24 protein-coding genes and 1 pseudogene are annotated in these 23,251 nt (G+C 50.7%); 7 read left to right on the top strand and 18 right to left on the bottom strand.

All coding sequences use genetic code 11. The annotated features are described in order from the left end of the window. Positions 1-37: 37 nt before the first annotated feature. The 4 genes from PM3016_RS17710 to PM3016_RS17695 all read right to left on the bottom strand — a co-directional run bounded on the left by PM3016_RS17710 (position 38) and on the right by PM3016_RS17695 (position 3,247). Entirely contained in the window at positions 38-1,120 is a 1,083-nt protein-coding gene (locus tag PM3016_RS17710; protein WP_014370363.1) for an alkene reductase, read from the bottom strand. Positions 1,121-1,357: 237 nt separating this feature from the next. Continuing rightward, positions 1,358-1,792, bottom strand: a complete 435-nt coding sequence (locus tag PM3016_RS17705) for a DoxX family protein (protein ID WP_187298019.1) — start codon at positions 1,790-1,792, stop codon at positions 1,358-1,360. An 11-nt stretch (positions 1,793-1,803) separates the two neighbouring features. Next, entirely contained in the window at positions 1,804-2,229 is a 426-nt protein-coding gene (locus PM3016_RS17700; RefSeq protein WP_014370361.1) for an SRPBCC family protein, read from the bottom strand. Positions 2,230-2,290: 61 nt separating this feature from the next. Next, positions 2,291-3,247: a sigma-70 family RNA polymerase sigma factor gene (locus tag PM3016_RS17695; RefSeq protein WP_014370360.1), complete on the bottom strand. Its 957-nt coding sequence runs from the start codon at positions 3,245-3,247 to the stop codon at positions 2,291-2,293. Between the two features lie 163 nt (positions 3,248-3,410). Here PM3016_RS17695 and PM3016_RS41410 point away from each other — a divergent pair. Beyond that, positions 3,411-4,966, top strand: a protein-coding gene (locus PM3016_RS41410; RefSeq protein ID WP_420798945.1) for an IS3 family transposase whose coding sequence is annotated in 2 segments (ribosomal slippage) — positions 3,411-4,062 and positions 4,062-4,966 — 1,557 coding nt in all. Because the reading frame shifts where the segments join, the coding sequence is not laid out codon by codon here. Between the two features lie 75 nt (positions 4,967-5,041). On the opposite strand, the gene PM3016_RS17680 is transcribed toward PM3016_RS41410, so the two are convergent. The 6 genes from PM3016_RS17680 to PM3016_RS17660 all read right to left on the bottom strand — a co-directional run bounded on the left by PM3016_RS17680 (position 5,042) and on the right by PM3016_RS17660 (position 10,401). After that, a complete protein-coding gene (locus tag PM3016_RS17680) occupies positions 5,042-5,458 on the bottom strand; it encodes a VOC family protein (protein WP_013917073.1) in 417 nt (138 codons plus the stop codon). Positions 5,459-5,675: 217 nt separating this feature from the next. Further along, a complete protein-coding gene (secA2, locus tag PM3016_RS17675) occupies positions 5,676-7,952 on the bottom strand; it encodes an accessory Sec system translocase SecA2 (RefSeq protein WP_014370359.1) in 2,277 nt (758 codons plus the stop codon). A gap of 343 nt (positions 7,953-8,295) precedes the next feature. Then, positions 8,296-8,505 (bottom strand): hypothetical protein, encoded by a 210-nt coding sequence (locus tag PM3016_RS17670; protein ID WP_041619160.1) that lies wholly within the window; start codon positions 8,503-8,505, stop codon positions 8,296-8,298. A gap of 218 nt (positions 8,506-8,723) precedes the next feature. Next, positions 8,724-9,212: a spore coat protein GerQ gene (gerQ, locus tag PM3016_RS17665; protein WP_016362648.1), complete on the bottom strand. Its 489-nt coding sequence runs from the start codon at positions 9,210-9,212 to the stop codon at positions 8,724-8,726. Next, positions 9,212-9,634 carry a cell wall hydrolase gene (locus tag PM3016_RS37420; RefSeq protein ID WP_274380025.1) on the bottom strand — a complete coding sequence of 141 codons (423 nt, stop codon included), beginning with the start codon at positions 9,632-9,634 and terminating at the stop codon, positions 9,212-9,214. Before PM3016_RS37420 ends, gerQ begins: the two co-directional genes overlap by 1 nt. A gap of 161 nt (positions 9,635-9,795) precedes the next feature. Continuing rightward, entirely contained in the window at positions 9,796-10,401 is a 606-nt protein-coding gene (locus PM3016_RS17660) for a TetR/AcrR family transcriptional regulator (RefSeq protein WP_014370357.1), read from the bottom strand. A gap of 136 nt (positions 10,402-10,537) precedes the next feature. Between PM3016_RS17660 and PM3016_RS17655 the strand changes: the two genes are divergently transcribed. Together PM3016_RS17655 and PM3016_RS17650 are read left to right on the top strand one after the other, a co-directional pair. Further along, entirely contained in the window at positions 10,538-11,263 is a 726-nt protein-coding gene (locus PM3016_RS17655) for an MBL fold metallo-hydrolase (RefSeq protein ID WP_014370356.1), read from the top strand. A 56-nt stretch (positions 11,264-11,319) separates the two neighbouring features. After that, positions 11,320-11,907, top strand: coding sequence for an HD domain-containing protein (locus PM3016_RS17650; protein WP_014370355.1), 588 nt, complete (start codon positions 11,320-11,322; stop codon positions 11,905-11,907). Between the two features lie 45 nt (positions 11,908-11,952). Here PM3016_RS17650 and PM3016_RS17645 read toward each other — a convergent pair whose 3' ends face one another. Beyond that, positions 11,953-12,348 carry a GNAT family N-acetyltransferase gene (locus PM3016_RS17645; RefSeq protein WP_014370354.1) on the bottom strand — a complete coding sequence of 132 codons (396 nt, stop codon included), beginning with the start codon at positions 12,346-12,348 and terminating at the stop codon, positions 11,953-11,955. Between the two features lie 467 nt (positions 12,349-12,815). Between PM3016_RS17645 and PM3016_RS40820 the strand changes: the two genes are divergently transcribed. Then, the gene (locus PM3016_RS40820) at positions 12,816-13,145 is read left to right on the top strand and encodes a stalk domain-containing protein (protein WP_081484364.1); all 330 of its coding nucleotides are present in this window, start codon (positions 12,816-12,818) and stop codon (positions 13,143-13,145) included. Beyond that, positions 13,109-13,321 carry a hypothetical protein gene (locus tag PM3016_RS17635; protein WP_014370353.1) on the top strand — a complete coding sequence of 71 codons (213 nt, stop codon included), beginning with the start codon at positions 13,109-13,111 and terminating at the stop codon, positions 13,319-13,321. Before PM3016_RS40820 ends, PM3016_RS17635 begins: the two co-directional genes overlap by 37 nt. Before the next feature lie 786 nt (positions 13,322-14,107). Here the strand turns inward: PM3016_RS17635 and PM3016_RS39775 are convergent. The 6 genes and pseudogenes from PM3016_RS39775 to PM3016_RS17610 form a co-directional block, all read right to left on the bottom strand. Next, positions 14,108-14,818: pseudogene (locus PM3016_RS39775) on the bottom strand (YebC/PmpR family DNA-binding transcriptional regulator); the annotation flags it as partial. A 190-nt stretch (positions 14,819-15,008) separates the two neighbouring features. After that, positions 15,009-16,364, bottom strand: a complete 1,356-nt coding sequence (locus PM3016_RS17625) for a GH1 family beta-glucosidase (RefSeq protein WP_014370351.1) — start codon at positions 16,362-16,364, stop codon at positions 15,009-15,011. A gap of 207 nt (positions 16,365-16,571) precedes the next feature. Continuing rightward, positions 16,572-17,357: an SMI1/KNR4 family protein gene (locus tag PM3016_RS17620; protein WP_238540542.1), complete on the bottom strand. Its 786-nt coding sequence runs from the start codon at positions 17,355-17,357 to the stop codon at positions 16,572-16,574. A 35-nt stretch (positions 17,358-17,392) separates the two neighbouring features. After that, positions 17,393-17,773 carry a DUF6138 family protein gene (locus tag PM3016_RS40815; RefSeq protein WP_274380023.1) on the bottom strand — a complete coding sequence of 127 codons (381 nt, stop codon included), beginning with the start codon at positions 17,771-17,773 and terminating at the stop codon, positions 17,393-17,395. Then, positions 17,742-19,052 carry a DUF6138 family protein gene (locus PM3016_RS17615; RefSeq protein ID WP_274380008.1) on the bottom strand — a complete coding sequence of 437 codons (1,311 nt, stop codon included), beginning with the start codon at positions 19,050-19,052 and terminating at the stop codon, positions 17,742-17,744. The genes PM3016_RS40815 and PM3016_RS17615 overlap by 32 nt, the downstream gene beginning before the upstream one ends. Positions 19,053-19,179: 127 nt before the next feature. Next, positions 19,180-20,136, bottom strand: a complete 957-nt coding sequence (locus tag PM3016_RS17610; RefSeq protein ID WP_014370349.1) for a 3'-5' exoribonuclease YhaM family protein — start codon at positions 20,134-20,136, stop codon at positions 19,180-19,182. Between the two features lie 308 nt (positions 20,137-20,444). On the opposite strand from PM3016_RS17610, the gene PM3016_RS17605 reads away from it, so the two are divergent. Together PM3016_RS17605 and PM3016_RS17600 are read left to right on the top strand one after the other, a co-directional pair. Beyond that, positions 20,445-21,080 (top strand): glycoside hydrolase family 11 protein, encoded by a 636-nt coding sequence (locus PM3016_RS17605; protein ID WP_013917058.1) that lies wholly within the window; start codon positions 20,445-20,447, stop codon positions 21,078-21,080. Positions 21,081-21,256: 176 nt separating this feature from the next. Then, the gene (locus tag PM3016_RS17600) at positions 21,257-22,117 is read left to right on the top strand and encodes a formylglycine-generating enzyme family protein (protein ID WP_014370348.1); all 861 of its coding nucleotides are present in this window, start codon (positions 21,257-21,259) and stop codon (positions 22,115-22,117) included. 18 nt (positions 22,118-22,135) lie between these two features. On the opposite strand, the gene PM3016_RS17595 is transcribed toward PM3016_RS17600, so the two are convergent. Then, entirely contained in the window at positions 22,136-23,143 is a 1,008-nt protein-coding gene (locus PM3016_RS17595; protein ID WP_014370347.1) for a Rossmann-fold NAD(P)-binding domain-containing protein, read from the bottom strand. Between the last annotated feature and the right edge of the window lie 108 nt (positions 23,144-23,251).

Genomic DNA, 23,251 nt, shown 5'->3' with positions numbered 1-23,251 from the left:
CCGTAGCCGACCACACCTCCAAAGTCAGTCGGCTTGCTTATTCTTCCTCATCGCGGTAAAAGGGATAATCGATGTAACCTGCTTCGCCGCCTTGGTAGAATGTTGCCTGATCAGCCTCATTTAATGGCAGGTTCTCCCGATAGCGCCTTACCAGATCCGGATTGGCCAAGAACGGGGTTCCAAAAGCAACCAAGTCCGCGTCACCACTGCGTACTGCCGTTTGGGCACGTACCAAGTCATAGCCATTGTTCGCGATATACAGACCAGAAAACTTCGAACGCAAGGCGCGGTAGTCCAGCTCACTGTTCTTCGCCATCATATCACCTTCGAGTACATGCACATACGCCAAACCGCGCTTGCTTAACTGCTTGATGAAATAAGAGAAGTGCATCTGTGGGGAGGAATCCGACATGGAGTTGAACCGATTCTCGGGGGTCAAGCGTACGCCTACGCGCTGCGCTTGCCACACCGTGCAAACCGCATCGAGGACTTCGTTCAACAAGCGCATACGATTCTGCACGCTGCCTCCATACGCATCGGTGCGGAGGTTGCTGCCGTCACGAAGGAACTGATCGATCACATAACCGTTAGCGCCGTGCACCTCCACGCCATCAAAGCCCGCGTGTTTGGCCAACTCGGCAGCGCGTTTGAACTGCGCAACAATCTTCGGAATTTCAGATGTCTCAAGTGCTCGTGGCGTTACAAAATCGTGCTTACCGCTATATGTATAAACTTGCCCCTCCGGCCGCAGCGCCGATGGAGCTACTGGCGTCGCGTTGTCCGGCTGTAAGCTCGGGTGGGAGATTCGCCCGCAATGCTGCAGCTGAAGAAAGATTCGGCCGCCGGCCGAGTGCACCGCATCGGTCACGCAGAGCCAGCTAACCGCTTGAGTATCCGTGTAGATCCCCGGGGTGAACGGGTAGCCGACCGCTTCCGGAGAAACGGGGACAGACTCCGTGATGATGAGACCAGCAGTGGCGCGTTGTTGATAGTAGGTCACCATCATGGGCGTCACCACACCGTTTACATCGGCACGATTACGAGTCATCGGTGCCATGACCATCCGATTGGCCAGTGTCAGGTCACCCAATTGAACAGGCTCAAATACGTCATTTGACATCACGATCACATCTCCTTCATAATTTTACAACATATTAGGACGATCGTCCAATTCATTTGGATTTTAGCACGATCGTCCTAATTCGTCAATTAAAAAGGGCCGCCCTGTCCTCCCGATGAGACGTCGCCTGTTACGCAGGATCCGATCATCTGTCTAATTGCAATATATAACGGCGGCCAATCCCGCAGCGGCGCAACAAAAAAAGCCGCCGTTTTTTCCTCGGCGGCAGTATAAATGTTATTCGCGTTCCCAGAGAAGAGTGCGCAATCTTCGATCGATCAGCCACAGCGCCCCCCAAGCAAATATGGCGATATAGACGGGAAACATCATATGCGACCACAACGGGTGATCCACCCTGAGATGTGCAGCCACCGCGCCTCCCAAGTAGCCCGTGAGCAGCAGCGCCCCCAAGAACCGCGTTCGCGGTAAGGCATACAGGAGGGTGCAGAGCAAACCTAGAACTCCCATCGCTGCAAGGTGGTTCTCGGTGAATCCGAGTGCAAGCGTACCTTCTACCACTGGCGCGGGCTTGGCGATTTTCCCTATCCCATCAAACAGCATGAACAGGACGACGATTCCGCTCATGGCACGCGCCGTCCAAAGCCGCGCCTTAGAGATGTCGTTTGCAATCGTAATCCCCATATTTGTCTTCATCTCGATCTTCAAGACCATCACCCCCTATTCTAGGATTCCTCCGTATATTTCTTGAAATTATCCAAAATCGCCTGCCATCCCGCCTGCTGCATCTCAATGGAATGGGTGCTTTCCGCGTCAAAAGTTTCAATCACCTTGGTTTCGTTCCCTTGATCCATGAAGGTGATCTCCACCTTTCTCCCGTCTTCCATTGTGTATGAAATCTGCTCATGCAGCTTCACGACGTCGTAGATTCCAAAGAAGTCAAACCCCATGCTGCCGTCTTTCGCTTCCATCCGGGTAAGAAACCTGCCTCCAACCCGCAGATCATTTTCCGCCTTCGGTGCATGCCACGTCTCTGAAGCTTGATTCCACTTCGTGATGTGTTCCGGATCGGTCCAGTACCTCCATGCCTTCTCTACCGGCGCTTGAACGACGGCCTGCACGGTAACTTTCGTCGGTTGATTCGTTTTCATTGTAAAAACACCCTCTCTTGTTTTTGTTTTCACTTCTGTAGACGAAGCCAACCGGCGATATTCATCGGTCCAATCGATCCGGAAGCCCGAATCGGGCAAATAATTTTCGATTAATGAAATTTTGGACGTGGAATACTTTGTTGTCTTTCACTTCTAAGATGTGAATCCCCCAAGGGACCAAGCCTTCCTCATCCCTGCTCGGCATATATTGCGCTAACGCAGGGAAACCGCCATTCGCCGTAACCGGCACAAACCGGGATCCCTCGCAATGACTGCGCGTAAGCGTGAAGAACTTGAACAAATCGTCCTTGCCGCGCACCCACATGGGGAAAGGCGGCATCGACATCCGGCCCTCTTCATGGAACAAGGCGACCAAGGCGTTGATATCGAATTGCTCGAAGGCTTCCACATAACGCGACAGCAATTCCTGATCCGGTGCCTCTTCGCTCCTGTTCAATTCATCGGATCGGAGCTGTTCCCGCGTAAGCGTATCTCTGGCTCTCTGCAGAGCGCTGTTTACCGCTGCCGGCGACATGCCTAACGTCTCTGCGATCTGCTTGGAGGGCCACTCGAATACATCCTTCAAAATCATCACCGCACGTTGACGGGGTGGCAGGATCTGTAAGAGTGTAATAAAACAGATATGCAGTGTATCTTTACGGATGAAAATATCTTCCGGATTATTCGAAAAGTCAGGGGCCGGCCAGATCCAAGACGAGTCAGGGAATGTCTCGCGAGGTTCGACAATGGATTCCGCAGGGCCGGAGAAGTCTACGGGGCGAATGCGGCGTTTTTTTTGTCTTAGCTTGTCCAGGCATATATTGGATGCGATCCGATAGACCCATGTTTTAAATGAGGATTCCTGTCGGAAGGAATTCCAGCTTTGCCAGACGCGAATGAAGGTTTCCTGCACGGCATCGTCTGCGTCATCGATAGACCCTAGCATCCTATAGCAAAACGAGGTTAACTCGGGCTTCAAGTCGTCAAATAACTGAAGTTCTGGTGCGGTTACGTTCATTGCGGTGCCCACCTTTTATGGAAGAATTCTTCAATACTATAATACCTATTGAAGAATTCGTTTGTATATAAAAAAAGAGCAGCGCCACCGGATGGTGATACGCTCCCCATACGGTAGACAGGTGAAATAATAAAAAACCTGTTACTGTAAGGGGAGCTTTTTCATGTCTAAAGAAAAATACTGTGCTACGGAGAAACTTGCTATCCTTGAAGAAGTTTCAAGTGGAAAAATTGGTTTTATCGCTGCAACCAAAAGATACGGTATGAATAAAACAACTTTAATGAAATGGCAGCGTCGTTATAAGCTATATGGGTATGAAGGACTGGAAAGAAGTACTCGCAATCGAAGTTACAGCGCTGAGCTGAAGCTTCAAGCGGTGAAAGATTATGTAGAGGGTGGATTGTCAAAATACCGGATCATCGACAAATACAGGATCTCAAGTACAACGCAGCTTTCTAACTGGATTAAGAAGTATAATGGTCATAGCAGCTTAAAAGCCTACAAAGGGGAAGCACAAGCTATGACAAAGGGTCGCTCTACTACGTGGGATGAGAGGATCGATATCGTCCACTATTGCCTGGCACATCAGCATGACTATCATAAGACAGCTGGCCAGTTTCAGGTCTCCTACCAGCAAGTATATCAATGGGTGAAGAAATTCGAAGCCGGCGGTGCGGATGCTTTAAAGGATGGCCGGGGGCGAAAGAAGGCGCCGGAAGAGATGACGGAGGCAGATCGCCAGAAGCTCGAGATGAAGAAGATGGAATACGAAATGGAGAGGCTTCGGGCGGAGAATGCATTTCTAAAAAAGTTACGGGAAATCCAAAGGAGGCGAAGCTAAGCCAATATCGCCAAGAGAACGTCTACCTTGCCATCCAAGCGCTTCAGGAAGAGGAGTCGATCAGCATTCAACTTCTGTGTGAAGTCGCAGGAGTTGCACGCTCAAGCTATTACAAATGGTTAAACCGCAAACCCAGCTCTCGTGAGCAGGAGAATGAGCGGCTGACAAAGATGATGATGTCCATATATGAAAAAGTAGAGAAAACCTTTGGGTACCGCCAATTAACACTCCACATGCGCAAGGAAACCGGACAGACGATTAACCATAAACGCGTGTACCGGCTGATGAAAGTCAAGGGAATCCAGTCGGTCATCCGCAGGAAGAGAAAGAAATACCCTCATTCTACTCCCCAGCACGTGGCCGAGAATGTGCTGAATCGTAATTTCCAAGCAGCTGAACCCAATGAGAAATGGGTAACGGATGTAACAGAATTTAAATACGGCAACGGTCAGAAAGCGTATTTAAGCGCGATTCTCGATCTTCATGATAAATCCATCGTCTCCAGAGTAGTGGGGCATTCCAACAACAACCCACTTGTTTTCGAGACGTTGAAGCAAGCCTTGCAAGCAGCTCCAGGAAGCAAACCAATGCTTCATAGTGACAGAGGATTTCAATACACTTCACTTGACTTCAAAAAGCTTTTGGACGATAACGAACTGACTCAAAGTATGTCCCGGGTTGGGCGGTGTATCGATAACGGGCCGATGGAATCCTTCTGGGGGACCTTAAAATGCGAGAAGTATTATCTACACACTTACCAAACCTTTGAGGAGCTTGAGAGAGACATTCTGGCTTACATCGATTTTTACAATAACGAACGATTACAAGCAAAACTAAACGGCCTCAGTCCAATGGAATACAGGACCAAGGCCGCTTAAGATTTTTATTTTTTGTACTGTCTACTTGACGGGGGGCTGTTCATGGTGGGCAGCTCTTTCTTCGCAAGGTTTGGTTTACATCTCCGTGTAGATCTGGAAGGTCACGCCGAACTTGTCCGTGACGTCGCCGAATCCGGGGCTGAAAGATTCCTCCTGAAACGGCATATTGACATGTCCGTCTTGCCGCAAAGCATCGAAGAACCGCTTTGACTTCTCTACGTCGTTCGTCGTAATGCAGATCGTCACCCGTTTCCCGGTTTCGATCGGCGAGCCTCCGGGCGCATCCGAAAACATCAGCTCCGATTCACCCACTCTCAGTTTCGCATGCGCCACAAGACCCTTCTGATCGTCGGTAAACGTATCAGGCATGTTCGGCATGTCTCCGTAAGTCGCAAAGGAAAGAATCTCGGCACCAATGGTTTGCTCGTAAAACTGAATGGCTTCCTTCGCGCGCCCCTCCAAATTAATGTAAGGGGTAAGTTTGACCGTCATCGTTGGTTCCTCCTAGAGTTTGGATTGAGTGCGTTTTGCGATTCATACCTGTAGACGTTCGAGTCACCGTAAATTCATCGGTGCGCCGCAAATTTCGGAATCAAACCGGTATCTATTTCCGGTATGTCATCTTCTTAGCCGGCTGCCGCGGAGTCTTTATTCATATAATAAGCAGCTGATATATCATTCCGATCCTCCCTGACAAAGCTGCGCTGCATCAAAATTCTGACAGCCTGAATAGCGGCCTCAAAATCTTGCGGATCCCAAAAGCAAATACAGTCATTGGGGTCCATGAGCTGCGCTTATTCTGGATGTATTGATCGTTGATGATATATGTCCGAGTGGAAGTAGGGCTCTTCAGACCGAACGCTTCCCACTTCGCCGGATCATTCGAACCTTCGAGCCGTGCAAGCATATGTTCCGACTCGCTATTGATTTTAAACGGAATTTGCTCGTATGCTTGAGTGATTCGCGCATGAAATTCGTCGATCGGATTGCCGCTGGCAAGACTCTCCAAGTGGATGCCTTCGCGAGTGTAAGAAACGTATGCCAGATGGTCAGCCCAGAACTCGTCGATATAAAAAAGCCGTACCCGCTGCTCCGAAGGGCTCATCGGCTTCTCGCCTTTCAATATTCCGAGCCGTTCCTCGTATAAAATTCGCCTCTGATCCTCCACCATATCCGAATAACGGTTCAATTCTTGGCATATATGGAAGTTTTGGCCCATAACAACACGCTGAATATGCGCGATTTGGCTGCGGAGCACCGGATCTTCGAGAGCCTCATCCTGCCTGGGAGCGCGAATCGCTTTATTGATGCCGAACCGAAGCAGCAGCTCGTCCTCCAAGCTTATGAAAAATACGGAACCTCCAGGGTCTCCTTGGCGGCCGGAACGCCCGCGCAGTTGGTCATCGATCCGCACGCTTTCATTCACATGCGTACCAATCACGTACAACCCGCCCAGCTTGGCGACCACTTCGGCTTGCGCGGGGTTGCCCCCGCCAAGCCGAATGTCGACGCCGCGTCCCGCCATATTGGTAGACACCGTCACGGCGCCAATTTCTCCCGCTTTTGCGATAATATCGGCTTCTTCTGCGTCGTTTTTCGCATTCAGAACATGGCTGGGTACACCGGCAGCCGCTAGCGCCTCCGCCAGCATGTCAGACTCCTCGACGCTTGACGTACCAATGAGAATTGGGCGTCCCGTCGCATGGACGGACGAGATTTCATGTACAAGCGCCTTAAGCTTGGCTTCTTTATGGGTATAAATCCGGTGCGGATGGTCGATGCGTATGTTGGGCCGGTTCGGCGGAATCTGCACGACCTGCAGCGCATAAATATCTTGGAATTCCATAGCGGAAGCGTGCGCGGTAGCCGTCATCCCGCAAATCTTCGGATACAGGCTAATGAAGTGTTGAAGGGTGATCATCCCGAGAATTCTCCCGCCGGCTTCCGACTGCAGTCCTTCTTTGGCCGCAAGCGCGGCTTGCAGCCCGTCAGGCAAATACCTGTTCTCCGCCACGCGTCCGGTATATTCTTCGATCAGCTCGATGTTACCGTCCCGGACGATGTAATCGACATCTTTTTTTAATAACGATTCCACATGCAGCGCGCAATTCAATGACGTTAACAAATGACTGTTATGGCTATCGTACAAATTACCGCATCCCAGCAGTGCCTCCGCTTTCGCTGAGCCTGCTTCATTCAGGTACACGTTCCGCTGGAACTCATCGAAGTCGTAATGTTCATCTGGCTTAAGCTGCCGAGCCGCTTCTGCGAAACGAATGCGATCGTCGCTGGAAGAGCCCGACTCGCCCGAGATGACCAGCGGCAGCCGCGCTTCGTCGAGCAGCAGTGAATCCGCTTCGTCGACGATGACGTAGTGGAAAGGACGGTGCACGGTATCGGCTTCGGTTAGTGCGATCGTGTCGCGCAAATAATCGAATCCCGCCTCTTTGGCCGTAACATAGGTTATATCCTTGGCATACGCTTCCTGTTTCTCAAACAGGCTCATACCCGCTTGAACCGATTTTACCGTTAACCCGAGGAACCGATAGATCGGACCCATCCACACCGCATCTCGCTTTGCCAAATAATCGTTAAAAGTCAGCACATGAACGCCTTCGCCGGTCAGCGCATTTAGATAAGCAGGCATAACAGCAGAGAGTGTTTTTCCTTCACCGGTATGCTGCTCGATTACAAATCTCTCGTGCAGAGCGACGGCAGCCATGATCTGGACATCGTAAGGCTGTAATCCGAGCTTTCTCTTCGCTGCCTCGCATACTAACGCATAAGCATCGACAAGCAGCTCATCCAAAGGGGTACCCGATTTTGCTTCTTTTTGCAGCCGGAGGGATTCCGCTTGAAGCTGCTGATCGTCCCATGCTTTCAAATTCCGTTTCCTGATGAGCTCCGTTTTGTCCTGATAGACTTTCAGCCTATTCCGGCTATCGCGGTCTTTGAATTTTTGCATCAACTTGACGGCTAAATTCATCGGAACTTGATCCCTCCTTGGTGGAAATATGCGATTCAATAGCGGCTAAGTTATACCAATAATAACATATTTACCCACTATTCTCTCTCTATGGATAATCCATTTGCTCCTTAACACATTCGATCTCGGCGAGGGACATAAGATTCGTACCGTACATGATGGAATCGTAAACAAAAAACTCTCGTGTGTATATTGGAAGACACGTTATGTATTCCTTCGCTTCATTCCACAAAGGCCCAGCCTAAGCGTGATGAACGACTTAGGCTGGGCCTTTACTCTTTGCATCCAAAACAGGCATTGTTCGGCATGTCCATATTCATCGCTGAATAACCAACCTTTTATTTTATATGTCCGGCTTATTGAAATGTCGCAGGAGCCATTCTCGAAGGTTGTGGGGTTTGTTTTTTTTAGGATGAACTTCCTGCTTAGTTGGTTCAGCCTCAAGTTCATTGGTGAATTGATCCTTGTGGTCAATGATCCCCTTTTGGGAGTTTGCCGTGCCACGTTTATAACGTTTCTGCCAGCCCTTCTTGCCTTGATCGCTAATTTTCATTCCCTCCTAATAAATATCATAAATGCCAGGAGATCATTTCCTTGAGTGAACTCACTTACAACACAACAGAATATGCAGATCTATCCAACCCGGATTGTGCGCAGCAGCTCCGTACAAGGACCCTTTTTTCACCACGGGCATCAGATAACAAAAGTATAATAAAAGGATCGATCCATTAGTCGGATCGATCCTTTGGGACAAGTCGATTTTTTCGTTACTCACACCGATGTCATCAGGGGGACTTTAGGCTGCTCCGGAAGAGGATAGATCACTTCTTCATCAAATTCTATCCAGTCCAGATTTGCCATCAGCAGCAGGTGACGTTTACCCTTGGGGCTGGATGGCAGGCTGTCCGGGTCGCTGATGATGATGTGGTCACGACCAGCCGTTTCTATGCGACCGCGGTACACTCTGGCGTTCCACTGGTCGTTACCTTGGTAAGTGAAGTAGAACGTAGCGACCTTGCCTTTATTGAAGCGAATGATATTTTCGATAAATGATTCTTCCACTACACCCGTCGGAAACTGCTGCCCCGTCCCCATCGGGACCACGGGTTGGGCATACGCGGGTCCAGAATGCATAGTCGCGGGGAAGCCTTGAGTGAGATTGTTCCGCATGATGGATTCTGGATAAAAACCAGAATAATTATTCGTCGGATAAAAACTGTAGTATCCACAAGCCATAGGAAAATTCAGCTCCTTAATCATTATCTATAAAACTCTGGACAATAGCCAGGTACACCGACATAGAAACAATGATTCCTGTGTGCGTAAACGAACCTTGTCATAGGGGATCTTGGCATCGTGGGAGAACATGGCGCTCTCCATCTCTTTCCCGGGCTCGGGTTAAAAAACCATAAGCTCATCCTGGCTCGCGGATCCCTGTAACCATGCAACAAATTCCTGGCTCTCTGGAGGTCTTCTTCTCTGGGACGTTGTGTGTACAATGTTCCATTTAAGACTGGCTCAAAGTGAGGAATTCCGGTTCCAGGTATGGTTTGATAAATCGCATGGTTAATTTCACGCAGCGCTCTGAAGTCTGGATCACAGTCAGCCTCGACCCGATTGGCCACAACGGTTCCCACCATGTTCATCCCTAAGGCGCCTTCACCAATCGCTTCCGCCAACATAAGCTTCGCTAATGCATCCACGTCACGTGAAGTATGTTTTATTCGTCTCCCCAAGCTCACTCCCCCCCCTTTCGCTTATACAGATAACATATTGCAGAAACCTGTTCTAGGTAACTTGCCTATAGCCCATTTTTTTCGGATAAAGGAAATGGCTTGTCACCTTATCTGAAGGTGGCACCGTTTTGATAAGTCGAAAGGACAAGTTTAATCTGTTGAAACACGAACCCGACGTGCTTGTTATCCCGGGTTAGTCGGCTTGCCATGACCCCGCCTTCCAACGAAGAAACCACGAATGATGCGACAGCTTCTGTATTGAGACCTGACGACAGCTCCCCATTGGTGATCCCCTTGTCTAATATGCTTTGAAGAAACGCTGTGAATTGACCATGCGCGGCGGCCGCTTTCTCTCTGAGAGGGAGATATCCGTCATCCGCCTCCACCGCCGTGTTGAGCAAAGGACAGCCACCCTCGATCGGAGAATGGTTGACAGGATCTTCGTATACCGCGCATACCGCCATAATCTTGTCTATCGCCGTCTCCGCTTCTTCGGCAGCCTTCAAGAATTGCTCCATCACAATCCGCAAGCTGTAATCGAACGCTTCCTGCGCAATTTCGTCTTTACTGGAAAATGTCCGATAGACGCCGCCTTTGGTCAATCCGGTGACTTCTATGATGTCTTGTATCGAAGAGCCGGCATACCCTTTTTGATTAAACAATCCGGCTGATTTTTCAATAATATGCTGACGCGTCCTCTCGCCCTTACGCATGAAAGCCAACCCCCGTAGTCACGATAATAATATGATTTGGTTTCATATTAACATTTCTGTGGCCTATTCGAGAAATATTTGGTATGCTGTAAAAAACCGAACGGTTCGGTATTTTTTTAGAGGTGGTGCATTCTTAATGGATCAAGTGAAAATTGTCCGCATTCCCATTCTTCCGATGTACATGGTTAACGCCCATCTGCTGCTTGGTCCGGACGGGTGTGTCTTGATCGATGCAGGAATACCGGGTTCCGAGCAGAAAATAGGAAGAACTCTGGCGAAAGAGAAGCTGACCTTCAAGGATATCAAGCTCATCATCATCACGCACGCACACGTTGATCATGCCGGCAGTGCTGCAAGAATGCGAGAACTCTCAGGAGCTCCCATACTTGCCCATGAAGACGACGCCAAGTATTACAGCCGGGAAGAACAGATGTCCTTCTGCCCAACGGGACGTTTTGCCCGGTTGTTTTTAAAAACGGGTTTCATCCTTCAGCCTTATGAAACATTCACGCCGGATGTACTGATTTCCGGAAAACAGGCCATCGATTTGTCTCGTTATGGTATACCCGGCAAGGCCGCCCATACTCCTGGGCATACCTCCGGATCTATTTCGGTGGAACTGGAGTCGAAAGAAGCTGTCGTGGGCGATCTTTTGGCCTCAGGCATTTTGATAGGCGGCATCATGAGGAAGCGCCACGCCATACGCCCGCCATTCGAAGACGATCCGCACCGGGTAGCCGAAGAGCTTCTGCGCTTACTCTCAGCCGGTCACCACACCTTTTATTTGGGTCACGGCGGCCCGCTGCGAGCTGACGAGGTTTACCGCCATGCCCAAACGCTGAAAGGGTTACCGGCTGTATAACCTATAAAGCAAGGACAGAGCTCCCAACATTCATGTATTTGAAAAGGAGGATGCACATGAGTTACCAACTTATCATTCCTGATTCGGCCCTATGTCAAAAGGCGACCCAGCTTGTTAAAGAGCTGTCACCTGATTTTCTCTTCAACCATTGCGGCCGTACCTATCACTTTGGTCGATTATTAGGTGAACGTGAAAAATTAAAGGTCGATTTGGAATTGTTCTACATTGGAGCGATCATGCATGACTTGGGACTGACGCATGCATGTGATCGTGGATGCTCTTTTGAACAGGATGGAGCCAAAGCCGCGGAAGAATTTCTTCTTTCCCACCGCTACCCTCAGGAAAAGCTTGATATTGTTCGCGAAGCTATCATTTTGCATACGATGGTTGAAGCAGAATCCAAGCGACCTGAAATCGCATTAGTCCACTTTGGAGCGGGGTTTGATATCGGACATTTTCATATACAAGATCTGCCGTCTGAACGAGTTCAGGAAATATTGGAAGCCTATCCTCGCTTAGGATTTAAAAAAGCATTTACCGAAGTACTGATGAAGGATGCCAGTCAAAAGCCTGGAACGCTATCTGACCAATTGTTACAATGGGGGATTGAAAAAATGATTGTAGAAGCGGGATTTTCGGAGTGATTACTTTTAGCGCCGTGTCTTCCATACTGCAGCATTCATAGAATGCTACCTTCTGTCCATCATTCCCACTGCAAAAACTTCGAAGCCTAGCTTTTTGTAGTAAGCGATGTTGTCTTCACTACAAAACAATTGGATATGTAGATTCCCTTCCCGACACTTATCCACTAGCCTTCGAACGATTTCAGATCCAATTCCTTGTTTTTGATAACTTGGATGGACGACGATACCGCAGATACAGGCATTAATCACACCGTCTGAAATAACGCGTCCAGTACCAATTAATTTCTCTTTCTTATACGCATTAATGACATACCAGCTTTGGACTACTGCTTTTTCTAACTCTTCCTTTGATAATTGAAGATAACGATTCCAGTCTACGGAATCATACAGCTCAAACAGGTCATCACAACTAGACAAGCCGCTGCTATAGTGAAAATCCATAGGAACCACTCCTTTGGGCTTTACCTTTTATTCTTCATAAAGAAAACAAAATAATTTATCATCATAATATCCCTACTACTATAAAACATAATAAATGATACAGGATCGCTGCCGATCCTGCGAAAGATTCGTCACCGCGGCTAAACCCACATGGGATCAAACACCCTACTCTTCTTTTTGGATTATTCTTTGTTCATCTAACAGCTTAGCACAATTATTATTATCATGATCCTCCAAACACAGCCTGGAAACTTCATGCTTGCGAACCTTGACTATACATTATATGGATTCTAAGATTGACAATAGTCCCTTGAATGCACGGGATCCTTACATACATCTTAGGAGGCACAGCAATTTGAAGAAGAAAAAAACGGCGGCCATACTGTTGGCAGCACTTATGCTCACACCTTTATACGGTACAAGGGGCCGCGGCTAACGTAGCCGCCCAGCTCGTTCCTCATTTCAAGCTGGTCGATAACGGCCGGCTGATCGACACCTCGAACGACTCTCCGATTCTCTATAATGAGAAGACGTATGTCCCTCTCCGGCTGGTCAGTGAGGCGCTCGGCTATGAAGTCACTTGGGATGGTACCGTACAAGCAATCCATTTCAATCTTCCGAAAGCAAGTTATCCTCTGCTGCAGAATGAGGGCGTGGAGCTCCTCTCGGCCGAACCCAAATACGAGATCATGACAGCGCTAGACAGCTCGCGCTATCTCGGTTCCATCAATCTTGAAATTGTTTATCAGACCCGGAGGATTTGGATCGGGAGCCGATCTTTACGCTGGAGCAGTTGAACAAGGACCAAACCGTCCTGACTTCGGATACCGAGCTGTTGAACAAGAAGAAGGGTATCCACAAGACGACCGTTTTTGCCGATTCCATCTCACTTCCATATAAGATGGAAGAAGGCAAGGAAGCCGCGATCAAGAAGATGTCCGCGGATTATTTCTACCGGTATAAACTCAAATAACAACCTTCAACAACCCTGGCCGGTCCGGCCAGGGCTTCGTCGTTTTTGCACCTGTGTGCGCTCGAATCCTCCGCTATGCCAAGAGCAGCATACTCCGATTACAGCATGACAAGAAGCATGGGATGTGAGTTATCCGATCGGTGGCACGATTTCCCTTGATGTCCCGTTATATGTATAAGTAATTTCAGTATTCAAGCTTATGATTCCATCCCCGTCATCGGATTCCATCTCCAAAAGGGCAGAAGTCGGCAGCATGGTTGTTGAATTGATCTTGAAATGCTGTTTCGCTGCAACGGTTTTGGGCGCTGTTCGATGTTTTTGTACGATTCTATCATATTTTTGCACGTCGTATTCGATCTCGATACGGATCTCGCTCCCTGATGTCTCCAGTTGTATATCTTGGATCGCTTCTACATTTTCACGGGAGAAGTACTTGGTCAAGCTTTCTTGTGCTGCACTTTCACCCAGCCCCTCGCTAACGATCCACTCTCCTGTTATATGATCCCTCGAGTAGGCTTTTCCTTGGACCTCCCTTATTTCCTGCTCCACTTCCTTATCACCCGATTGAAAGGACGATTTGGAATGCAGAGCGAACTCAGGTTTGAGGTGAATATCGCCTTCCATGAACATGATCAGATCGGTATCCGGACCGGTGAGGGTCATGGAGCCTTCGTATGAATAACGCTTCACTTGTTCGATCGCTGAGATGATGGTACTGAATACTGCTTGCTCTTCATCCGACATGATATACGAAGGTTCAATCACCTCCTCCTGATCTTCCTCATCCAAATCCACGTTGTGATAGACCTGCTGCACCTCTTCCAGATTCTCGAGGGCGTTGATCATGCTCTCGAACTGAGCCTTCGCGTAAGCCGGCAGAGTAATACAGTGCTGGGCTTCCATCGTCTGCTCGACCATGGTGAATTCCGCTGCGCCGGCGTTCTGGAGCACTTCCTGCATAACATGGAATTCCTCCAAAGGGCAGAGAATGATCACCGTATCGTCCTCTTCGATGAAGTAATAATCCCTTACCGGCGAATCGCTGAGAAGTTCATACGCTTCTTCGAAGCTTAAGCCGGTCTGGCCGATCACCCCCATCGCGTCGAACATGTAATCCACGGAACCGCTCTCACCCAGGCTTATGCCGCTCATCTCGAAAGCATCGCGCACTTCGGAAGCCGTACGGTTCACATTCCGGGTCAGTGCCTCGACAATAACCTTCGTGCCGTCACCCCCGAAGCCTTCAAAGCGGATCTCTTCATAGATTTCCTCGCTTCCGCCTTGGGCTTTCTCCAGTGCGCGGTCGATCATCGCCTGCGGCACATTATAAGTCTTTGCACGATCAAGGACTGCCTTCAGGGAGCGGTGAGGTTCCGGATCAGGCTCCCCCCGTTTGGCCACGGCATAGATTTCACGGCCGAATTTCTCATAAATGCTTCTTGCACCGGCATCATTGGATGCAATCTTCTCTCGGATCCTATTCCACTTATGGGCCATATTGTTCCGCTCACTTTCGAACTGGATGTACTCGGTCGGATGATATCATCCCTTGTCCATATTCTACCATAATCTCTCCAGCTCTTCATGACCGCAGCTCCTTTCGAATACAAAAAAGGCCGAGGCAGCATTTTCGCCCCGGCCCTTACGGTTTGACAGCAAGTCCACCGCCTTAAGCGATGCCGCCGCTCTAGTATTCGTCATTCGTCGAGAACCAGTTGTTTCGCGCGACGCTGCGATACCAATAGAAGCTTTCTTTGGGTGTCCGCTCCAGCGTGCGGAAGTCCACATGAACGAGTCCGAACGGCTTGGTGTAGCCGTAAGCCCACTCAAAGTTATCGAGCAGAGACCACTGCATGTACCCTTTCACATTCACGCCCGACTCGATAGCACGGTGCAGCGCGATCAGATGACGGCGCAGGAACTGCGTGCGCCTGCGGTCCTTCACCCTGCCGTCCTTCTTCTCCGCCTCGTAGCAGGCGCCGTTCTCCGTGATGAAGATCGGGATATCGCCATAGGTATCCTTCACCCAGCGGAGCACCTGGTAGAAGCCCTCGGGATAGACGTTCCAGTCGAAGTCCGTCTTCTCCATCTCCGTATCGACCACCTCAATATCCAAGATGCCCTGCCCCGGCGCATCCTTGGCCACACCGCCCGTATAATAGTTGATGCCTACGAAGTCGATCGGCTGGGAGATATCCTCCATGTCGCCCGGCTGAATGTTCAGCTTGAAGCCCTTGGACTCATAGTGGGCCGTCTGCTCCTGCGGATAGCTGCCCCGGAACACCGGCTCGAAGAACCAAGTATTGAAGTAGTCGTGACGGCGCTTCGCGGCCTGCAGGTCTGCCTCGCTCCGGCTGTAAGGCACGAACCATTCGGTGTTCGGCGCGTAGCCGATCGCTCCTGCCATGCCCAGCTCCCGGAACCGGCGCACCGTGCGGCCGTGGGCCACCAGCAGGTGATGCGCCACATCCAGCGCGGCCTGAAAATCGGTCCAGCCCGGTGCGTGCGCGCCGAGTTCATGGGAGAGGAAGGAGACGCACCACGGTTCGTTAAACGTGATCCAGTTCTTGATCTTGCCGTTCAGACGCTTGAATACCGTCTCCGAATAATGGACGAAGGCATCGATCGTCTCCCGGTTCGTCCAGCCCCCGCTGTCCTGCAGCTTCTGCGGCAGATCCCAATGGTACAGCGTGCAGAGCGGCTCGATCCCCGCCTCCAGCAGCGCGTCCACGAAGGTCTCGTAGAATTCGAGGCCCTTCTCATTCACCTCGCCCGTTCCATTCGGATATATGCGCGGCCAAGCGATGGAGAAGCGGTACATCGTCACGCCGAGCTGCTTCATCAGCGCAATATCCTCTGTCCAGCGGTGGTAGCTGTCGCAGGCAACGTCGCCGTTATCCCCATTCAGTACCTTGCCCGGCGTTCTGGCGAACGTATCCCAGATGGACAGCCCTCGCCCATCCTCTTGGGTTGCGCCTTCGATTTGGTATGCGGCGGTAGCGACTCCCCAGCGGAAGTCCGGTGGAAATTGGAAAATGGTCATGAATAACGCCTCCTTATTGACTTTTACCCTATCGGAGAACCTGATACGCCCACACGATACGTTTGATTATAATGCAGCTGTCTTCAAATACCACCCAACAAATCCGATCAAAAGTCCCTTTATAATAGGCTCCTTTCCCCCAGTCTTCAAATCAAAAAAACGTGAGCTCCGATGATCATTCTTCAGAGTCTCACGCTTCTGTCCATACTATGATCTATAGCTTCCGATGCCTAAGAATTCGTCCTGACTAATCTGGCGCAGTTCATAGTCCGCTCCGATGCTCTTCAGTTCGTCCACCAGTTTAACCGCACCCGAGTCAAGGCCCTTATAGACTAGCAGAGGAGCCGCCTCCAGATAGGTTTTCGCTTGTGCATAATCGCAGGAGAACCTTTTTTTGATGAACACCCATGTTTTGATCTTGTCGGTGCCTGGTCCGGTAATATAAACATGGCAGTAGTCATATGGTTCATCCGCACCGTCCTCCCACTCCCCGGTACTTGCCGGCCGCAGCATACTATGAAGAAACTCTAACAGATTGTCGTAAGCAACGGAGAAATCCCACGATCCTGCTCCATGTACCGCGGTATAAATAACCGTATCCCCTCTCGAGAGATCGATACAATAGGGATCGCCTTCATCCGAAGCAATGACCAGATAGTCCCTCGGCCAGTCCGCAATGACTTCATCCGTAACATGATTATAATTGTACCCCGACTGCCCTTGCAGGAGATCCTTGGCACCATAAATATCCATGTTCATATATTCGTCCGTACTCCAGGATACCGATTCGGGGACATAATGCTTCAAGAAGTACAAGTATTCCTCAGGCAGACTCCATGTGCCGGTAACGCTGCGGAGCGCCTGATCCTCTGCTGTGGTCATCAGCTGCATGGGATATTTGGCGTAATGATCGGGATGTTGTTCCCGCTTCTCCTCTAAAGCCGCCTGCATTTTCGCTATAACCGCATCGATTTCCTGATAAACCGTCTCCACTGAAATCACCACTTTGATGGATAGTATCTCCAAGGTTACCCGCGGCCGGCGGCCAGTGCCAGCTCGGAGAGCCATGCTCCCCGATCCCCTGCGGCCTTGGCGGCTGTCTTCTTCAGCTTGTCCGTTCCGCCCCAGATCAAATAAACGATATGCTCCACCTCATAGTCCGGAAGGCCGCGGACTTGATCGAGCAGCAGCCTCAGATGCCTCTCGTCTTCCATATCGGCTTTGATCTTCACCTTCATTGAATCCGTGCTGTGCAGCATGCATTTCACCAGCGTAGGAATCGTCTCCGCGTTAACGCCATGACGCTCGGCCCAAGCGACCGTGAAGTGATTCTGAACGGACTGGTGTTCTTGATCAACCTTCTCCAATAGTACTGTTCTACCAACGGGGAGTAAGCCCGTATCCGCCAGGCCCAGGCCGAAGACCGCATAACTGCCCGGTCATGCAGCCTGCTTCCCCTTCCCCGTCCGCGTACCATTCGAATGGTTCCATCGCCGCCCGGGCGTACTCCTCCAGCAAGGGATGCAAGCCCGGATATTCCAGAGCATTGGCAAAGAAGCGGTGCGTGCCCGACTTGGCCAGCCCTTTCATCGGCAGCCACTGCTTGACGCCGGATTTCAGCTTGATCTGATAGCTCTTGGGGAAGCCCGAGCTTACCAACCGGATCAGAAAGCGGAGGGCATTCGCGTAGCTCTCTTCCGTTTCCTGCTTCATCGTTATGACCGCCTCGGCAAAGACATCGTTGGCTGTGCATTCCACCAGTTCATCCCGGTAGCTCACGTCTTCCTTGGCGAACGTTCCGCTGCCTTCCTTCGTCAAACGTTGGGCCCGGGCGCTTCCGAGCTCGATAGCCCAATTCAACATTGCGAGCCCCTCACTCCGGCTGTAGGAAGGCCCATATCTCAGAATCAGCTTCGCGGCATAGAGGACCAGTTCGATCGGACCCTGCTCGGTATGCTCCAGCCGGGCACCGCTTTTTTTCTTATATTCTTTCTGCCACTCTGTTCCTATAGAATCGAAATAAAGAGGCAGCCACCGATGCTCCACCCAATGCCGCAAAGCCGAAGTCAAATAACTCCGATGCTCTGCAAGGTGTTTGTCCCCTTTATTCACGCCTTGAATCTTCTCGAAAACAGAAAGAACCGGGCCGGGATCCGCATCCGGAAACAGCCCATCGTCCAACAGATGTCTGGAGAGGAAAAACGTCTCCAGGGGCTGGGTCGGATCTGTTCCCGCTTCGAGCCTATCCGCGATATAACTGGAAATACGTTCCAGCAACTGCTTCTTCTTGGTCTCGTCGACCTGTTCGAGTATACGAACGCTAACTCCGCCTTCCCTCGTCTGAAACCTGCCGTTAAAAGTAAATCGATAATCGATGAAGGAGGGCGGCAGCGCGTTCAACGTATGCCGCATATAAGCAGCAAGCTCAGGGACGATCCGCTCACGTACCTGCTCCTCGGTCAGCGGCCCGCCGGCGCCGGCCCCGCCTCCCGGCATCGTAAAATCGAGCTCTTCATCCATCACGTCCACCCTGCCCTCTGCATATTCGAGCAGAGCTGAACTGTGAATCCCGGCCTGCAGCGAGGTACGCTTCACGAGTTCTTCCGCGTCCACATCGCTGATATAGGCCTTCCAATGGTCGATCTCCCGTTTCATTTCGTCCAGAATCGTTTCCAGCAAATGATCCATTTCCATCCCATGCTCCTTTACGCAGCCGTATACTTCCTGCTCCCGGAATACGGCTCGTGTGAGTTCCTTTCTATCATAGCCCGTCCACGAAGGCAGAACAAACCGCTGCTTGGCTTCGTGCTTCTTTTTATTTGCGCATCCGGAAAATGGGTTTATTCTCGATGATCCGAAGAGGCTGCGTCCATTCCTCCGAATCAGGCAGCGAATCCAGCGCATCCTCAACAGCCTGCAGCTTTGCATCCAGGGTATCGATATAATGCAGGGCAATGGCCTCGGGGATTTGCGGCTGCACCGGACTGCCCCATTCCCCGAGATTGTGATGGGAGAGAACCAAATGCTGAAGGATCACGATGTTCTCGCTCGAGACGTCGATCCCCAGTGCAATCGCAGCTTCAATAACCCAGTTTGCCGCCAGCGAGATATGCCCCAGCAATTTCCCTTTCAGACTATAATCGGTTACGATCCCGAGCTCTGCATTCATCTCCTCCGGTTTGGCTATGTCGTGCAGGATGATGCCCGCTTTGATCAGGTCGGGATTCAGGAAAGGCCGCTGCCTGGCGACGAATTCACCGAGCTCAAGCATCCGGCAAATATGGTAAGCCAGCCCCGCATAGTAAGCATGATGCATGGCCTTGGCGGCCGGATAATGCATCAGCCTCTCTTCCACCTTGGAGATGCAGAATTCCACCACGCTTCTGCATTCGCTGTCCTGAATGCCGGCTGCCGTTTGTTTGATGATATGTACCAGATCGATCGGTTGAATCGGTGCTGATTTAATAAAGTCCGTTAGCTTGCAGCCATCCTCTTCCGTGGCCTTCCGAATCCGGTTAATCTTCATCTGCGGTTTTTCACGGTACATTTGGACAAGTCCCTGTACCTTCACCAGCATCATCGGGAAGTACGTCTCTTTATCGGCTGCCGAGACATCCCAGAGCTTCGCCGGGATCTCTCCGCTCGAATCCGCCAGGACAAAATCAAAATAATTCTTCGGAGGGGCTGCATTGGTTTGCTTGATCTCGGCTTTCTTCAGCAAATAATATCCTGTAATTTCGTCACCTTCGGTAAATGTTCGAATCAAAGTCACGGTATGTCGCTCCTTACTGTGGGGTTACTGAGTTATTCGACAGCAACCGCCTCAGTGCCTTCAAGAAGCGAAGAGAAGATACGAAGCTCGGAGTTCCCATGCATAAGGATATTAAAAATATTAGGGTTAAACTATATTTTGTTAAGTTGTTATGTATGCGCTTACCTTCTATAATTTTCCTAGAAAGGAGGTGACAGCCCCCATTCCCGATGGATGGTACGGGTTAGACTATGACGCAAGAAGGAACAACCGGCAGGCAGGATGCGGGTTGGCAGTAACACACTAATCCAATTGTAGGAGGTTTTTTAATGTTTACAATGAAGAAGAAAATGTTGACGGTACTTGCTGCAGCGGCCATGAGTTTCAGTTTATTATCGGCCCCTTCCCATGCAGCGACAGACTATTGGCAGAATTGGACTGACGGCGGCGGGACGGTGAATGCCGTCAATGGATCCGGCGGCAATTACAGCGTGACATGGTCGAACACCGGCAATTTTGTGGTCGGTAAAGGCTGGGGCACCGGGTCACCAACCAGAGTAATCAACTACAATGCCGGCGTCTGGGCGCCTTCCGGCAATGGCTATTTGACGCTCTACGGATGGACAAGAAACTCACTCATCGAATATTACGTCGTTGACAGCTGGGGCACTTATCGGCCTACCGGCACGCATAAAGGCACCGTAACCTCGGATGGAGGCACCTATGACATCTATACGACTACACGGTACAACGCCCCTTCCATTGACGGGACACAGACATTCACCCAGTTCTGGAGTGTCCGGCAGTCGAAGAGACCGACCGGAAGCAATGTCCAGATCACTTTCAGCAACCACGTGAACGCATGGAAAAGTAAAGGCATGAACCTGGGAACCAGCTGGTCTTACCAGGTGCTGGCGACCGAGGGGTATCAAAGCAGCGGAAGTTCTAACGTAACGGTGTGGTAACAGACCATCTGCAAGCAGGACCGCTGACGGGTGCTGAATCTTTGCCACATTCATAAGACTTAGCGTCATGGAAGCAATAAAGGCCTGCCGGCCTCAAAGCCGGCGGCCTTTATCCTTCCACACAGGATACTTCCCTGCAGGGATCCTTTTCCTATCCGTTGAAAGGAGATCAGCCGATGAAAAAGCCATTCCATTTCCTCATCACAGCAGCCATCCTCGTTGTAGTCAGCGCTTGTTCGCCAAACCTGCACCAGAGCAATAAAATGTCTGATCCGAAGGATCACTTGGTGCTGGTCAAAGGCGGGACTTTTATGAATACGAAGTCCAACTACTATGGAAAAAGTGTAACCCTATCGAGCTTTTATATCGGCAAATATGAGGTCACTCAAAAAGAGTGGATGGAGGTGATGGGAAGCAATCCCTCCGAATTCAAAGGCGATCATTTGCCCGTTGAGAAGGTAAGCTGGTATGACGCTGTGGAGTACTGCAATCAACGGAGCCTAAAAGAGGGCTTACAGCCATACTACACGATAGATAAGACCCGAAAGGACCCTAATAATAAGAGTGACAATGATCCTCTAAAGTGGACCGTAACGATCCATGCGGGAGCCAATGGATACCGGCTTCCGACCGAAGCGGAGTGGGAATATGCTGCAGGAGGAGGCCAGATGAGCAAGAATTACACCTACAGCGGAAGCCAGAATGCAGATGATACGGCATGGTATTGGAGAAACGCCGGAGACCAGTATTTAACGGGCGACTGGAACTGGCCGATCATCGAGAAGAACAAGAATCGAACAAAACCGGTCGGCAGCAAGAAACCCAATGAGTTAGGACTTTACGACATGTCGGGCAATGTAAGGGAATGGTGCTGGAACTGGTACGGAGACGGGGATGGTAACAGCGGTTCATACCGGATTGTGAAGGGCGGCGGCTGGCTCGGCGACGTCCGCAGCAGCGAGATCACTTATCGGGGCAAGTTCGAAGCGAATGGTGTCGGCCCGGATCAAGGCTTTCGTGTGAGCCGCAGCGAGTAAACCCATGGAGGGGAGAACTTACCTTCTCTCCATTTGTTCAATCCTGACCCCGAAGTCTGTAAACCGCTCGATTGCAGCATCAGTGGAAACCAGTGTTTCAGGGAGATACACGGCCCCCTCCGCGGGAGGCTTTCCATCCAGCCCCAGAATTCGCTCGATCGAGACCAATACCCCAAGCCCGGTAAGATGCGCCTGACCGTTGGAGTCGGAAACAACAATCCGGCGTTTGACTTCCTCCCCCGAATGCAGAACCCCTTCCATATCGATGTACACCTCGTGGGACGCCCTGCCTCCGGCTCTGGTTCCATTGGATTCGCTTTGAACATAATCCCAACGGATATCCGAAGCATTGGTGATTCCCGCCAGACTCGGTACGTCCAGTAAGGATACGGGATAGCCGTCCACGATTCGATCATCGGCGATATGGACTTGACGTACATGGCTGTCAGCGTTCACCCATTCCCACTTTCCGCCCCGGCGCAGCAGTGCACGATCGGACAGCACTTCGTTATTCTCAAAATCACTGGCATTCATGGGGCCGATGGGATCAAGGGGGTCATAGACGGAGGCCACCGCGATGGAGGCAATCGACCGAAAATCCTTCGAGGCCCTTTGGGCAACAAGCATATTCACTCCCCCATCCGAGTGACCCAGCAGAACAATAGGGCGTGTGGGCGGGGATTGAAGTGCGGCAAAGGTCAAAGGGGCTACGTCCCCGGCCAATTTGGTAATCCCGATATGCGCAATATGATGCGCATAAGCCGCATGAAGCAGCGTATCCGCCGGGTCCTGCAGGGCTGCCACAATCAAGTCTACCCCGCCAAGCCCGCTTAATGTACGTTCGATGTCATGTACATCAAGATAAGCCGCTCGGGCTCCGCCCAATTGCCGGGCCAACGCCTCGCCCTGTTCAGGATTTCTTCCTCCGAGGACAATCTCGATATCCTTGTTGATCTTTCGGAGATGCCGAGCGATACTGCTTCCAATCACCCCATATCCGCCTGCGATCAGAACTCGTGAACTCATTCCTATTCCTCCTTAGAAAAGCTGAACTATGAGGGTAATTATGCATCACAGGCGGAATGAAGGGAAGTACGCACTTTTTGGTGTTATGGATACCGTAAAGTATCATAG

It is taken from the genome of Paenibacillus mucilaginosus 3016 (assembly GCF_000250655.1).
GTDB classification, from domain to species: domain Bacteria; phylum Bacillota; class Bacilli; order Paenibacillales; family NBRC-103111; genus Paenibacillus_G; species Paenibacillus_G mucilaginosus.
The sequence above is the reverse complement of the archived record's forward strand: the minus strand, read 5'-3'. Positions and strand labels throughout refer to the sequence as shown.

Coding starts and splice junctions, on each gene's coding strand:
- PM3016_RS17605 (WP_013917058.1), top strand. CDS start 20,445: ATGTTTACAATGAAGAAGAAAATGTTGACGGTACTTGCTGCAGCGGCC.
- PM3016_RS17710 (WP_014370363.1), bottom strand. CDS start 1,120: ATGTCAAATGACGTATTTGAGCCTGTTCAATTGGGTGACCTGACACTG.
- PM3016_RS17705 (WP_187298019.1), bottom strand. CDS start 1,792: ATGGTCTTGAAGATCGAGATGAAGACAAATATGGGGATTACGATTGCA.
- PM3016_RS17680 (WP_013917073.1), bottom strand. CDS start 5,458: ATGACGGTCAAACTTACCCCTTACATTAATTTGGAGGGGCGCGCGAAG.
- PM3016_RS17600 (WP_014370348.1), top strand. CDS start 21,257: ATGAAAAAGCCATTCCATTTCCTCATCACAGCAGCCATCCTCGTTGTA.
- PM3016_RS17695 (WP_014370360.1), bottom strand. CDS start 3,247: ATGAACGTAACCGCACCAGAACTTCAGTTATTTGACGACTTGAAGCCC.
- PM3016_RS17595 (WP_014370347.1), bottom strand. CDS start 23,143: ATGAGTTCACGAGTTCTGATCGCAGGCGGATATGGGGTGATTGGAAGC.
- PM3016_RS37420 (WP_274380025.1), bottom strand. CDS start 9,634: ATGTTGGCGGAAGCGATTGGTGAAGGCGCCTTAGGGATGAACATGGTG.
- gerQ (WP_016362648.1), bottom strand. CDS start 9,212: ATGATTAAGGAGCTGAATTTTCCTATGGCTTGTGGATACTACAGTTTT.
- PM3016_RS17625 (WP_014370351.1), bottom strand. CDS start 16,364: ATGACCATTTTCCAATTTCCACCGGACTTCCGCTGGGGAGTCGCTACC.
- PM3016_RS17655 (WP_014370356.1), top strand. CDS start 10,538: ATGGATCAAGTGAAAATTGTCCGCATTCCCATTCTTCCGATGTACATG.
- secA2 (WP_014370359.1), bottom strand. CDS start 7,952: ATGAATTTAGCCGTCAAGTTGATGCAAAAATTCAAAGACCGCGATAGC.
- PM3016_RS17670 (WP_041619160.1), bottom strand. CDS start 8,505: ATGAAAATTAGCGATCAAGGCAAGAAGGGCTGGCAGAAACGTTATAAA.
- PM3016_RS17700 (WP_014370361.1), bottom strand. CDS start 2,229: ATGAAAACGAATCAACCGACGAAAGTTACCGTGCAGGCCGTCGTTCAA.
- PM3016_RS17650 (WP_014370355.1), top strand. CDS start 11,320: ATGAGTTACCAACTTATCATTCCTGATTCGGCCCTATGTCAAAAGGCG.
- PM3016_RS17645 (WP_014370354.1), bottom strand. CDS start 12,348: ATGGATTTTCACTATAGCAGCGGCTTGTCTAGTTGTGATGACCTGTTT.
- PM3016_RS17660 (WP_014370357.1), bottom strand. CDS start 10,401: ATGCGTAAGGGCGAGAGGACGCGTCAGCATATTATTGAAAAATCAGCC.
- PM3016_RS17615 (WP_274380008.1), bottom strand. CDS start 19,052: ATGGATCATTTGCTGGAAACGATTCTGGACGAAATGAAACGGGAGATC.